A 13,162-nucleotide genomic window follows, 5' to 3' on the forward strand; every position below is an offset into this window, starting at 1 on the left:
ACCCGTGTTTCGGCACTCATAGGTTTCAGGCACTCAAAGGAGAGTCATGGCCACGAACTCCGCAGCCGATATCGTCGATAGTGTTGGCGGTCCCGGCAATATCGAAAGCCTCACCCACTGCGCAACTCGATTGCGTTTCCAACTGCGCGACTCGTCGCATGTGGATCAAGAAGTCGTCGAATCGGTTCCAGGCGTGCTCGGTGCCGTACCGCAACAGGGCAACCGTTATCAGGTGGTCATCGGCGGCGCTGTCGAGTCGGTCTACAACGACATCATGGCGCTGCCCGAGATGAAGGCCCGCGACTCCGCGGCCGCCATCAAGGCCGCCGAGCGCTCCAAGGGTCCGCGCGGGAAGTCCGCCTGGCTCGACTCACTGTTCGAGTACCTGTCCGATTCCTTCCGACCGATCCTCGGCGCTCTGCTCGGCGCATCGCTGTTCATCACGTTCATGTCCCTGATGAGCACGCTCGACGTGATCCCGAACTGGTCGAATCCCGATGAGGCATCGCAACTCTCACCGTCTTGGCAGTTCGTCAACCTGTGCTGGCAATGCGTTTTCGTGTTCCTGCCCCTGATGATCGCCTACAACGCGTCGAAGAAGGTCGGCGCCGACCCGTGGGTCGGTTTCTCGGTGATGGCGGTGCTGATGCTCCCGCAGTTCGCCAACCTCGAGCAGTACACGCACAAGGTGACCGTCGCGGGACAAGAAATCCAGATCGTCGACGTCTTCGGGATCCCGCTGACCTTCTTCGACTACAGTTCGCAGGTGTTCCCGCCGTTGATCATGGCGGCAGTTCTCGGCTACCTGACCCGCTTCTTGAAGAAACTGATTCCCGACAATGTCCAGCTGATCTTTGTTCCGTTCCTCGCGATGCTGGTCATGATCCCGTTGACGGCATTCCTGATCGGGCCGTTCGGCGTCTACGTCGGTGCCGGTCTGGCGGACATCTTGAAGTCGATCAACGATTTCTCGCCGTTCATCTTCGCGATCGTGGTGCCACTCGCCTACCCGTTCATGGTTCCGCTGGGTCTGCACTGGCCGATCAACGCGATCATGCTGCTCAACATCCAGCAGCTCGGCTACGACTACATCCAGGGCCCGATGGGTGCATGGAACTTCGCCTGCTTCGGCGCGACGGCAGGCGTGCTCGTGCTCGCCTGGCGCCAACGTGACCGGCAGATGAAACAGACCGCGACGGGCGCGCTGGCCGCCGGTTTGCTGGGTGGCATCTCGGAACCGTCGTTGTACGGCATCCACCTGCGATTCAAACGGATCTACCCGCGATTACTGGTGGGCTGCTTCGTCGGTGGACTCATCATCGGCATCGGCGGCGGTGTCACGACCAACGCGTTCGTGTTCACCTCGCTGCTGACCATCCCGGCCTTCGACAGCGTGGTTCTCTATGGGATCGCCGTTGCCGCGGCGTTCTTCACCGCCATGGTTCTGGTGATGATCTCTGGTTTCCGCACACCCGAACAACAGGCCGAGTTCGAGGCCATCCGCGACGCGGAAGAGCAGGAACGAGCCGAAGCCAAGGGGACCTCTCCGGTCTCAGGACCGGACGGTGGAGGCGGTGGCGGCGCCGGGCTGGCGGCGGGAGCTGCGGCCGGGGCGGCAGCGACCACAGCGGTGATCGACAGGCCCGACAGCGCCACAGCGACGCTGTCCAAAGCAGACGCCGACACCAAGGTTGCCGGACCGGTGACCGAGATCGGCGCGCCACTCGAGGGTGAAGCGGTACCCATCAGCGACGTCCCCGATCCCGTCTTCGCCAAGGGCACGATGGGGAGTGGTGCGGCGATCAAGCCTTCCGGCGACACGGTGTACGCGCCCGCCGACGGCATGGTGGTGGCCGCACAGCCGACGGGTCACGCCTTCGGTCTCGTCCTCGACGGCGGAATCGAGTTGCTGATCCACGTGGGCATCGACACCGTGCAGATGAAAGGCGACGGCTTCGACGTGAAGGTCAAAGCCGGCCAGAAGGTCACCGCCGGAACACCATTGGTGACGTTCGACAAGGCCAAGATCGCGGCGGCCGGGTACTCCGACATCACACCCGTCGTCATCATGAACACGAAGAAATTCCCGTCGGTCACCCAGATCGGCACCGGCCAGGTGTCGGTGGGCGATCCACTCATCGCCGTCGAAAAGCCGGCGCCGAAGGAGTAGCCGGGTCAGCCGACCTTTCCGTCGACGTAGTACCAGCGCCCGGACACCCGCGTGAACCGACTGAGTTCGTGCAGGGTGCCCGGGCCGTCTGGCGTCCGGTAGTAGGCAGTGAATCCCACTTCACCCGCCGAATCGAAAGGGGTTCCGGCACTGACCGATTCGACGTCCAGTCGGTACCACCGCAGGTCGTCGGCGAGGTCGAGTTCCCTGGGCCGGGTGTCGGGGTGCCAGGTGTCGAGCAGGTAGTCGCGATCACCGCGGGCGAAAGCGGTGAAACGCGAACGCATCAGGGCCTGTGCGGTCGGTGCCGGCCGCACCCGGCTCAACAGTGGTCCACAGCATTCCCCGAAAACCAGTCCAGAGCAGCACGGACACCGCAGCGAATTCGGGTCGGGCCGATCGGTCGCGGTCATCTCGTGATCTTAGTGGTGCTGTTCATAAATTCGTCCGGGGTATTTGGACGGGGCCACTTGGGTCCGGCCGACGCCCGACCTCGCACTGCCGACATCGCGCAGCCGATTCGACGGCCATCATCGGGCCGACCTGGTAGACAAAATTCAGGAGTATCGAACAGGAACCGGATCGGGGCCGGCCGAGAAAGGAAGGCGGAATACCCATGGGAGACCACGTCTACAAGGTCGTGGAGATCGTCGGCTCGTCGACGTCGAGCACCGACGACGCCATCCGCAGCGCCATCGCCCGCGCTGCTGAGACACTCGACCACCTGGACTGGTTCGAGGTGACCGAAACACGCGGTCACATCGCGGACGGACAGGTCGCGCATTTCCAGGTGACCCTCAAAGTCGGCTTCAAGCTCGGGACCGCCGACGAGTCGTGAGCCAACCAACCCGACCGTCCGCCGGGTACGTCGAACATCGCTACGGCGGTGTCTCGGTCCTGATGGCCGACAACGGCGGAGCCGTCCCCTACGGCAACTCGGTCGTCGTGCATGGTTCGTCGGGGACGCTGGTGATAGATCCGTCGCTGGCACTGGACCGCGACCCGGTGGGCGCCGACGCGGTGCTGATCAGCCACGCACATGAGGACCACATCGCCGGGGTGCGCCATTTTGCGGCACCCACGTACACGCACGGACTCGACGCCGCTGCCGTCGCATCGCTCGAGGTGATGGTGGATCAGTACGGTCTCGACACGCAGGCCCGCGCTGAGATCGAGCAGTACATGGCCGACAGGTTCGAACTGGCACCCACCCGGCGGGTCGAGGGCATCGACGGCGGACACGTCTTCGACCTCGGTGACCGCACCGCGAGGGTGATCCACCTACCAGGGCACACCCCTGGTCACAGCGGAGTACTGGTGGAGCCCGACGGGTTCTTCTATGTGGCCGACATCGACCTCACATCGTTCGGGCCCATGTACGGCGACATCGGCAGCAGCGTCGACGACTTTTTGGCCTCCATCGCGGTCGCCGACGCGGTGGACGCCCGTTGGTTCGGGACCTTCCACCAGAAGGGTGTGATCGACGGCCGCGCCGAGTTCCGGACGCGGCTCGCCGCATATCGGGACAAGCTCCTCAGTCGCGAAGAGCGTTTGCTCGAGTTCCTGGACGAACCACGCACGATGGATGACATCGTCGGCCACCGACTTGTCTACCGCCCACACGTGCAGGCGCCCTACGTGCAGGCCGTCGAGACACGGACGGCGCAATTGCACCTGGAACGGCTGATCGGTGCCGGCGCGGTCGCCGAAGCCGAGCCCGGCGTGTTCCGGCGGGTGGCGTGACCCTGATCCGTCGGCGGTCAGATCCCGGCGGCCGCGACAAGCCGGTCGGCCAGCCGCGGTGACACGGCGGAGACCGCACGCAGCAAGCCGGCGTACGCGGGATACAGCTCGACCGGGCGAGTCGCGATGGCCCGCTCCACCCAGCGTGCGGCCTGGTCGGGAGTCAAGGTCGGCAGCGCGTCATAGTCGGCGGTCGGTGCGATCATCGGGGTTCTGACCAACGGAAAACCCAAGCTGGACACCGAGATCCCCGACTCGCGTTCTTCAGCACCGAGACTGCGCCCAACGCCGACAGCGCCGCCTTGGAAGAGTGATAGGCCGAGAACTTGGGCATCACCCCGCTGTGGTTCCCCACGTGCTGATGTTGATGATGTGGCCGGCTCCCCGTGCCCGCATCGCAGGCAACAGACCCAACGTCAGACGCACGGGGCCGAAGTAGTTGAGGGCCATCGTTCGCTCATAGTCGTGCACACGATCGGTGGCATCCCGGGCCCGTCGCCGTATCGATCGCCCTGCGTTGTTGATCAGGACGTCGGGTGAGCCGAACCGTTCGCCGATGGCGGCGACCAGGGCATCGATCTCGTCCGGTTTGGTCAGATCACAGGAGAACCACGATGCGGTACCACCATCGGCATTGATCGCGTCGCCACGTCGCAGTCAGTTTGTCGGGGTCACGCGCGACGAGCAGCAGCGTTGCGCCACGTGCGGCGAGTCGATGCGCGATCGCCTCGCCGATCCCGGAGGAAGCTCCCGTCAACACAATGGTGGTGCGGTTGAGTCGCGGTTCGCCACGAAATCCGGACAACATCGATCTCGGCGACGGGAGTGGGTTCAGAGCGAGGTCTTCGAACACCACCCCACGGTACGGGTCGACACCGCGTGTGCTCGGCGTCGGCCTCCTCAGGACGACGACGTCGGAATGGCGCTGAGGAACCTGCTCATCTCTTCCGCGACGATCTCCGGCTGATCGAGCATCGAGAGGACGGCGGCGTCGGGCACCTCGCGATACTGCGCCCCGGGGATGAGGCCGGCGAGACGGCGGCCGTGGTCGAGCGGCATCACCTTGTTGGCCGACCAGAGCACGAGGGCACGTCCACCGAAGCCCGCGAGTGCTTCCGTTTGGCGTACGAGGTCGGCGGCGTCGAACCTGGTGCGGAGGTAGGAACGCACATCGCGGCGGATCAGCTTGTCCCGCAGCACCGGGTCGGTCCATCGGCGCATCAGTGCGTCAGGTAGCGGGCTCGACGCCATCTGTCCGTACAGGACGGGCAGCCGACGCAGCCAGCTCACCCGCAGCGGTCGGATCCCGATCACCAGGCCACCCGGGATGCGCCCGGCGAGCGCGACCAGTCGACCGGGCAGCCCTGGCGGGAAGTTCTCGAATGCCTCGCACGGCAAGATGACCAGCTGGGCCACCCGGTCGTCTCGCCCCATCGCCGTCAGGAACAGACCACCTCCCCAGTCGGTGTGCACCAGGGTGACGTCGACGAGGTCGAGTGCCTCCAGAAAGTCGGCGACGAGTCCGGCCATGCCGGTCATCGAGAGATCCGCGTCCGCATGCATGGGGAGTCGGTGAGAGCCGAACGGCAGAAGCGGTCGGATGTACCGAAACCCGCTCGGCAGCAACGGCATCACCCGATCCCACAACGACTGGTCCATCAGAAGTCCGTGGAGGAGGACGACCGGCGGCCCGTCCCCGTCGACGAGATACTCCACCTGCCCACTCGGAACGTCGACGACCGGCATGCCCAGACCCTTTCAGCGGCGTTTCCCGACTAGAACGTCCATTCTAGAGTGTTCGTTCTAGGATGGGAAGATGAAGACCGAGGATCGCATCGTCGTGGCCATGGCGGAGATCATGCGCCGCCAGGGTTACAGCGGGACGGGGATGAAACAACTCGCCGAGGCGGCGGACGCGCCGATCGGCTCCATCTACCACCACTTCGCGAACGGGAAGCGCGACGTCGCCGCCGAGGCGATGCGTCGATCGGGGGCCGCCTACGGCGAACTCGTCATATCCCTCCTGGCTCCGCAGGGTGACATCGCCGAGGCGCTGATCGCGGCGTTCACACTCGCCGCCGAGACGATCGCCGAGAGCGATTGGATGAACATGTGCCCGGTGGGCACGGTGGCCGCCGAGATCGCCGACACCGAGCCCGAACTGCGTGGTGTCGCAGCGGGTGTCATGACCGGTTGGGTCGAGAGCGGCGCCGAACTGCTGCGGTCCCGAGGCCTCGGCGACTCCGATGCGCGCGCTTTGGCCGACGCCATCGTGTCGGGACTCGAAGGCGCGTTCATCGCCGCGCGCGTCCGCCGATCCACCGAACCGCTGCTGGCGACCGGCCGGGCCCTGGCCGCCTTCGCAAAGACTTTGCCGGTCAACGAGTCTCGACCGTCGGCCGATCACAGCTCGGCGAGGTAGGCATCCACCTTGTCGGCCTTCACGAGAGCCGGTAGGACAAAGCGCAACTGTGCGGAGATGTACTGGTCGAGGTCGAACCCGGGCGCGAAATGCCAGTGCTTGAGTGCCCATCCGTGGGCAAGCATCATCAGGTCGAAGACCACGAGGTCGACGTCGACGTCGTTCATCACTCCACTGCCGATGCCCGCGGTGATCGCGGCCCGCATGGGTGCCGACGTCTCGACCTCGAGTTCCTTGATGCGTTCGCGGCCCTCGGCGTCCAGAGTCCTACTCTCGCGGTACGTGAGGACGACGGCGTCGCGATTCTCGTCGACGATGGTCACGTATTGGCGAAAGCCGGCTATCAGTTGTTCCACCGGGTCGTCGCCCACGCGGTCCATGGCCGGCTGTAGTTGATCCCGGAACGTCTCCAAGATGTCGACGATCGCGGCCAGCAGGATGTCCTCTTTGCTGCCGAAGTACTTGTAGAACAGGCCGACGCTGACCTGCGCCTCCTCGGCGAGTGCCTGCATCGACATCTGATGAAACCCGGTGCGCCCCATGACGACGACGGCCGCGTCGAGCAGCTGCCGTCGGCGAGAGGACACGCGGACCGCGCGCACCGCATCCTCGACGGCCAGGTCTGCCGACGATCGTGCGGCCGTTGTCTTGGCCATCTGCCCTCCTCGGTTGCGGGATGAATCGACGTTCATTCACTATGACATGGTCAGCTCACCAGCGCCTTCGAGGCTCTCGGCTGGCGCCTCGAGCACCTCAGGCAGCGGGTGGAACCTCCAGTTTTCGACGCTCAGGCAGCGGGTGGGCGACCCGAGCACCTCAGGCAGCGGGTGGAACCTCCAGTTTTCGACGCTCAGGCAGCGGGTGGGCGACCCGAACACCTCAGCAGCGGGGGCGGGTTTCCGGAGATCAGATCCCGAGATCCTTGGCGACGATGGTCTTCATGATCTCGGTGGTCCCGCCGTAGATCGTCTGGATGCGGGCGTCGACGAAAGCCCGGGACACCGGGTACTCGCGCATGTACCCGTAGCCGCCGTGCAACTGCAGGCAGCGATCCGCTGTGCGCACCTGCAGCTCGGTTGCCCACCACTTCAACTTCGCCGCCCGCGCCGCGGTCAGCTTGCCGTCGACATGCTCGGCGATGCAGTCGTCGAGAAAGGTTCGTGCGATGTCGAGTTCGGTGGCGATCTCGGCGAGCACGAACTGGGTGTTCTGGAACGACGAGATCGGCGATCCGAAGGCCGTCCGCTCACGCACGTAATCCAGCGTTCGCGCGAACGTGCCCTCCGCGGCGGCAACCGCACCGATCGACAGCGACAGCCGTTCCTGTGGAAGGTTGCGGACGAGCTGGTAGAAGCCCTCGCCCTCGGCGCCGACCCGGTTGGCGACGGGCACCCGCATGTCACTGAACGCCAATTCGCTGGTGTCCTGCGCGTGCAGGCCGATCTTGTCGAGTTTGCGGCCACGCTCGAACCCCGGGGTGTCGGCCTCGACGACGAGCAGGGTGAGGCCCTTGTGCTTGTCGGTCCCGGTGCGGGTGGCCACCACGAACAGGTCGCCGTTGCGCCCATTAGAGATGAAGGTCTTGGACCCATTGACCACATAGTGGTCGCCGTCGAGAACGGCGGTGGTGCGGATACCCGTCAAGTCGCTGCCTGCACCGGGTTCGGTCATCGCGATGCCGAGGACGGTCTCGCCACTGACCACACCGGGAAGCCAGCGCGCCTTCTGCTCGTCGTTGGTCAGCTCGACCAGGTACGGCAGTACGACGTCGTTCTGCAGCGAGAAGGCGATCGCCTCGGCCGCGGCACCGGTTCGCGCAGTCTCCTCGATCACGATTGCGTGGTACCGGAAGTCGTCGACGCCGGGGCCGCCGAACTCCTCGGGTACGGGGAATCCGAGGAGCCCGTTCTTACCTGCCTCGGTGAAGAGAGTTCGGTCCCACTGGCCGACCTTTTCCCAGTCTTCGTGTGCGGGCGTGATCTGGTCGTCGACGAACTTCGCGACGGTCTCCCGGAAGTGCTTGTGCTCGATGTCGTGTGTGAGGGTGCTCATCAGTCGTCCTTAGTGGTGCTGTTCAGCGGAAGGCGTTCTCGCCGGTGAGGGCCTGACCGAGCACGAGCTGGTGCATTTCGGGTGTGCCCTCGTAGGTGAGCACCGATTCCAGATTCACCATGTGCCGGATCACGGGGTACTCCAAGGAGATTCCGTTGCCACCCAGGATGGTGCGGGAGGTCCGGCAGATCTCGATGGCCTCGCGGGTGTTGTTGAGCTTGCCGAAGCTGACCTGATCGGGGCGCAACCCGACGGTGTCCTTCAGCCGGCCCAGGTGCAGTGCAAGCAGCTGCCCCTTGTGCAATTCGACCGCCATGTCGGCGAGTTTGGCTTGCGTCAACTGGAATCCGGCCAGCGGACGTCCGAACTGGGTGCGCTGCACCGCATAGTCACGCGCTGCCTCCCAGGCCGAGCGCGCCGCACCGATCGCGCCCCAGACAATGCCGTAACGTGCCTCCGACAAGCTCGACAGCGGGGCCTTGATCCCCTTGCCCTTGTGGAGGTCGTCGTTGCCGGGCATCAGCGCGTCGGCCGGCAGCCGGACGTTGTCCAGAACGATCTCGCCGGTCGTCGAAGCGCGCAGGGACAGTTTGTGTTTGATCTCCGGCGTGCTGACTCCCGGGGTGTCGGTCGGCACGATGAATCCGCGAACACCGACGTCACCGTCGCCGAGATCGGTCTTGGCCCACACGACGGCGACATCGGCGATGGGCGAATTGGTGATCCACATCTTTCGGCCGTCGAGGATCCAGTCGTCCCCGTCGCGCCGGGCGCGGGTCTTCATCGACGCAGGATCGCTGCCCGCGTCGGGTTCGGTGAGACCGAAACAACCGATCGTGGTGCCTTCGGCCATCGACGGCAACCACCGCTGCTTCTGCTCTTCGCTGCCGTTGTTGTAGATGGAGAACATCGCGAGTGAGCCCTGCACCGACACCATCGATCGGATGCCCGAATCGGAGGCCTCGAGTTCCAGGCAGGCCAGCCCGTAATGCACCGATGACGCTCCACCGCAGCCGTATCCGTCGAGGTGCATACCGAGCACTCCGAGTTGACCGAACTCCTTGAACAGATCGCGGGCGATCGGGATGCCACCGTTCTCGAACCACTCCGCGATGTGCGGGGTCACGTTCTCGGCCAGGAATCCGCGAACCGAATCGCGCAGCGCGAGTTCGTCGTCGGAATATCCGAGGTCCAGATTCAGCGGATCGGCGACGGAGAACTTGGGTGTGGTGGTGACGGTGCTCATCGGGTGACTCCCTCGGTTGTCTGGGTTGCCTGGGTTGTCTTGGGCGCACTGAACGCGCCGGCGGCCATCTCTCCGGCCGCGGATTCGGTTGCCTTGTAGTGCAGCTTCTTTCCGGTGGCCGACACCGGCAGCGCATCGATGATGCGGTAGGCGCGCGGTCGCTTGAACTGCGAGAGCATCGGATGGTTACGGCAGTAACTGTCGAGATCCTCCGGTGTCGGCGCTGCTCCGTCGACCGGCAGAATGTAGGCGACGACGAGTTGGCCCCAGCGCTCGTCGGGTACCCCGACGACCAGCGAATCCGCCACGTCGGGATGGCCGTTGAGGGCTTCCTCCACCTGGACCGGATGCACGTTCTCACCACCGGAGATCAGCATGTCGTCCTTGCGGCCGACGATGGTGACGTACTCGTCGCTGTCCCAGGTCGCCAGATCGCCGATGTGCAGCCAGCTGCCGTGGTACTTCGCCTTCTCCTGCAGCGGCGAGTCGTAGTAGGCGGCAGCGCATTTCGGCGACCTGATGATCACTTCGCCAACCTCGTTGCCGTCGCGGGCGACGATCTCGTCGGGGTCGGCCAGATGCCCGTCGTCGTGCACCTTCACCACGCGGACGTCGTCGTCGAGGCACGCACGCCCCGCGGTGCCGGCATGATCGGGCAAATCGGTGGGACGCAGGAAGGTGTTCCAGAATCCCTCGGTACTGCCGTAGCCGTTAAAGATCCGCGGTGTGAGCACGTCCTGATAGTGCAGTGCGGCTTCGCGTTCCAGCGGCGCACCCATCGTGACGATGCCACGCAGGCTCGACAGGTCTCGTGGCCTCGCCTGCTGCACAGTGGCCAGCATCGCCAGGTTGGTCGGTGCCCCGATGAGGAAGGTCAGCCGGTAGCGCTCCACCCAGTCGAGTGTCTGCTCCGGGTCGAAGGTGCGCATCGGCACCAGCGACGAACCGAGGTAGAAGGTGGGATTGGGTCCCGCGCAGTAGAGTCCGCCGCGGTGGAACCACGGCGTCATGTTCAGCGTCCGATCCTCCGGCGACAGCGGGAAGTGCATGATCACGTCGTGCGCGGAGAAGATCTCGATGGCGCTGTTCATCGGCACCGCCTTGGGCATGCCGGTGGTGCCCGACGTGTAGAGACGGGTCGTCTCGTCGAACACCCCGCGCGCGACGGTCGGGACGGGGCCATCCGACGGCAGGTCGGTGAACCGGATGGACACCGAACCCGGTACCAGATCACCGGATCCGACGCCGACGAGGATCTCCGGTGTGTGGTCGGCGCGTTCGATCGCATCGGTGACCATCGCGGTGAAGTCGGTGTCGTACACGTAGACCTTGGGCCGGCTGACGTCCAGGATCACCGCGGTCTCTCCGGCCGCGAGCCGGAAGTTGACCGGGGAGCCGACCGCCCCGGCCGCCTGACAGGCGAGGTAGAGCTGCGCGAACTCCGGACCGTTGAGCAGCTGGTAGGCCACCACGTCGCCCTCGCTCACACCGCGCTGCGCCAAACCAGCGGCGATCGCGTCGACCGCGGCGCCGAGCTGGGCGTAGGTCCACTCGGTGTCGGTCAGCGGGTCGATCATCGCAATCGCATTGGCGTATCGGGATACGTTGCGGCGGAATCCGTTCAGATAGGTGAACTCGTGCTCGAAGAAGGCACGGTACTGGTGTGCGTCGTACACATACTCTTGTGTGTCGCTCATTGCTGATCTCCGATGATCGATCCGGTTGACGACTCAGCCGGTCTGTGTCGATGAGGATGGCCGGCTCGGCAAGTGCAGTTCTGATTGCATGTTCGTCACGTCCGCCTAGCCGGCCATGGTGAGTCCGCCGCTGACGCTGATCACCTGGCCGGTGATGAACGACGCCGCGGGTGAGGCGAAGAACAGGACGGGTGCGGCGACCTCGTCGGGCCGGGCGAGCCGGCGGAATGGAATCGCCTTGACGAGAGCCTCTTTGAGCTTGTCCGGCTGCGCCTGGAACAGCGGCGTGTCGGTCGGTCCGGGGCAGACGGCGTTGACGGTGATCTGATACCGCGCCATCTCGCGGGCGAGCGACTTCGAGAGCGCGATCACGCCACCCTTGGCGCCGGCGTAGATGCTCTCCCCCGCGCTTCCGACCCGACCCGCGTCGGACGCAAGGTTGATGACCCGACCGCCCTGCCAACCGTCGGACTTGGATGCCTCCACCATGCCGGGGAGGAACGCGCTGGCCATGTGGACCGGCCCGAGATAGTTGATCGCGACCACCTTCTCGGCGAATTCCGTTGTTGCGTTGAGGAACTGGTCGGTGCGGTCCCAGCCGGCCGCGTTGACGAGGATGTCGGGCACACCGACCTCCGCGTTGACGGCGTCGCGTAGTTCGTCGACCTTGGCGCGGTCGGCGACATCGACGGACATCGGGACGATGTTGGAGTTCTCGGCGGCGGTCTGCTTGGCGGCGTCGAGGTTCATGTCGGCCGCCACGACGGTGGTGCCCTGCTCGGCGAACGCGAGTGCGATGGCCTTGCCGATGCCCGATGCGGCACCGGTGACGACGGCGATGCTGTTGGTGCTCATGATGATTCCTTCTCGTTGGGTCGCAGCGGTCAGGCGCCGACGTACTTGTTGAACTCGGGCATACGCTTCTCCGCGAAGGCCGCGGCGCCCTCGAGTCCCTCGGGTGAGTGGGTGAACAGATCGAGCGAGCTCATCGCGAGGTTCGACAGCCCCGCCTGATGGTCGGTGTCGGCGTTGAAGCTCTGCTTGAGGAAGCGCAGTGTGGTCGGCGACTTCTCGGCGATCTCCGCGGCGATCTTCTTGGCCTCGTCGAGCAGGTCGGCGGCCGGGACGACCCAGTTGACCAGACCCCAGCGCTCGGCGGTCTCGGCGTCGTACTGGCGGCACAGGTACCAGATCTCGCGGGCGCGCTTCTCGCCGACGATACGGGCGAGGAAGGCCGAGCCGAAGCCGGCGTCGTAAGAACCGACCTTGGGTCCGGACTGGCCGAAGCGTGCGGTGTCGGCAGCGATCGTCAGGTCGCACAGCACGTGCAAGACATGCCCACCGCCGATCGCAAGCCCATTGACGGCGGCGATGACCGGCTTGGGGATGTCACGGATTGTCTTGTGCAGGTTGCCGATCTCGAACATTCCGCTCTCGCTCGGCCCGTAGTCGCCGGTCTCGGCGCGCTGCTTGACGTCTCCGCCGGTGCAGAACGCCTTCTCGCCCGCGCCGGTGAGGATGACCGCCTGCACGTTCTTGTCTGCCCAGGCCCGACGGAACGCGTTGATCATCTCCTCGACCGTCTTCGCCCGGAAGGCGTTGTATCGGTGCGGCCGGTTCATCGTGATGATCGCGGTCGGCCCCTCGACGGTGTAGTCGATGTCCTCGTAGTCCATGGTGGCGCTCCCTGCTGCTAGCGTTTGTGACTGACCCTTCATGGTGAATGAATGTATATTCACTCAACCGAGGTGTCAAGGATCACGCGGAGGCGAGCGCGGAACGCCGACGACGTCGGTGGGTGGTCGCTGATCCGAAGAGTACTGCGACCAACG

At 65.1% G+C, this 13,162-nt stretch carries 12 protein-coding genes and 1 pseudogene; 4 read left to right on the forward strand and 9 right to left on the reverse strand.

The genetic code is table 11. The features are described from left to right. The first annotated feature begins 46 nt into the window (after positions 1-46). Positions 47-2,170 (forward strand): glucose PTS transporter subunit IIA, encoded by a 2,124-nt coding sequence (locus MKW15_RS02395; protein WP_240855777.1) that lies wholly within the window; start codon positions 47-49, stop codon positions 2,168-2,170. Between the two features lie 5 nt (positions 2,171-2,175). Here MKW15_RS02395 and MKW15_RS02400 read toward each other — a convergent pair whose 3' ends face one another. Further along, on the reverse strand, positions 2,176-2,583 hold the full coding sequence (locus MKW15_RS02400; RefSeq protein WP_240855779.1) for a YchJ family protein: 408 nt from the start codon (positions 2,581-2,583) through the stop codon (positions 2,176-2,178). Between the two features lie 203 nt (positions 2,584-2,786). Between MKW15_RS02400 and MKW15_RS02405 the strand changes: the two genes are divergently transcribed. Next, positions 2,787-3,008: a dodecin gene (locus tag MKW15_RS02405; RefSeq protein ID WP_240855780.1), complete on the forward strand. Its 222-nt coding sequence runs from the start codon at positions 2,787-2,789 to the stop codon at positions 3,006-3,008. A gap of 62 nt (positions 3,009-3,070) precedes the next feature. Then, entirely contained in the window at positions 3,071-3,913 is an 843-nt protein-coding gene (locus tag MKW15_RS02410) for an MBL fold metallo-hydrolase (RefSeq protein ID WP_240856033.1), read from the forward strand. A gap of 17 nt (positions 3,914-3,930) precedes the next feature. Here the strand turns inward: MKW15_RS02410 and MKW15_RS02415 are convergent. Together MKW15_RS02415 and MKW15_RS02420 are read right to left on the reverse strand one after the other, a co-directional pair. Next, positions 3,931-4,766, reverse strand: a pseudogene (locus MKW15_RS02415) (SDR family NAD(P)-dependent oxidoreductase). Between the two features lie 47 nt (positions 4,767-4,813). Next, complete coding sequence (locus MKW15_RS02420; RefSeq protein WP_240855783.1) at positions 4,814-5,659, reverse strand: alpha/beta fold hydrolase; 846 nt, start codon at positions 5,657-5,659, stop codon at positions 4,814-4,816. A 70-nt stretch (positions 5,660-5,729) separates the two neighbouring features. Between MKW15_RS02420 and MKW15_RS02425 the strand changes: the two genes are divergently transcribed. Next, on the forward strand, positions 5,730-6,335 hold the full coding sequence (locus tag MKW15_RS02425; RefSeq protein ID WP_240855785.1) for a TetR/AcrR family transcriptional regulator: 606 nt from the start codon (positions 5,730-5,732) through the stop codon (positions 6,333-6,335). On the opposite strand, the gene MKW15_RS02430 is transcribed toward MKW15_RS02425, so the two are convergent. The 6 genes from MKW15_RS02430 to MKW15_RS02455 all read right to left on the reverse strand — a co-directional run bounded on the left by MKW15_RS02430 (position 6,317) and on the right by MKW15_RS02455 (position 13,006). Then, on the reverse strand, positions 6,317-6,991 hold the full coding sequence (locus MKW15_RS02430; protein WP_240855786.1) for a TetR/AcrR family transcriptional regulator: 675 nt from the start codon (positions 6,989-6,991) through the stop codon (positions 6,317-6,319). The two genes, MKW15_RS02425 and MKW15_RS02430, sit on opposite strands and share 19 nt — an antisense overlap. Before the next feature lie 250 nt (positions 6,992-7,241). Next, entirely contained in the window at positions 7,242-8,387 is a 1,146-nt protein-coding gene (locus tag MKW15_RS02435; RefSeq protein ID WP_240855790.1) for an acyl-CoA dehydrogenase family protein, read from the reverse strand. 22 nt (positions 8,388-8,409) lie between these two features. Next, complete coding sequence (locus tag MKW15_RS02440; RefSeq protein ID WP_240855796.1) at positions 8,410-9,633, reverse strand: acyl-CoA dehydrogenase family protein; 1,224 nt, start codon at positions 9,631-9,633, stop codon at positions 8,410-8,412. Next, a complete protein-coding gene (locus tag MKW15_RS02445) occupies positions 9,630-11,330 on the reverse strand; it encodes a class I adenylate-forming enzyme family protein (protein ID WP_240855798.1) in 1,701 nt (566 codons plus the stop codon). Before MKW15_RS02445 ends, MKW15_RS02440 begins: the two co-directional genes overlap by 4 nt. A 105-nt stretch (positions 11,331-11,435) precedes the next feature. After that, positions 11,436-12,185, reverse strand: a complete 750-nt coding sequence (locus tag MKW15_RS02450) for an SDR family NAD(P)-dependent oxidoreductase (RefSeq protein WP_240855800.1) — start codon at positions 12,183-12,185, stop codon at positions 11,436-11,438. A gap of 29 nt (positions 12,186-12,214) precedes the next feature. Further along, a complete protein-coding gene (locus MKW15_RS02455) occupies positions 12,215-13,006 on the reverse strand; it encodes an enoyl-CoA hydratase-related protein (RefSeq protein ID WP_240855802.1) in 792 nt (263 codons plus the stop codon). Positions 13,007-13,162 lie beyond the last annotated feature (156 nt).

The sequence above is a fragment of the Gordonia gummivorans genome (genome assembly GCF_022513585.1).
Classification (GTDB): domain Bacteria; phylum Actinomycetota; class Actinomycetes; order Mycobacteriales; family Mycobacteriaceae; genus Gordonia.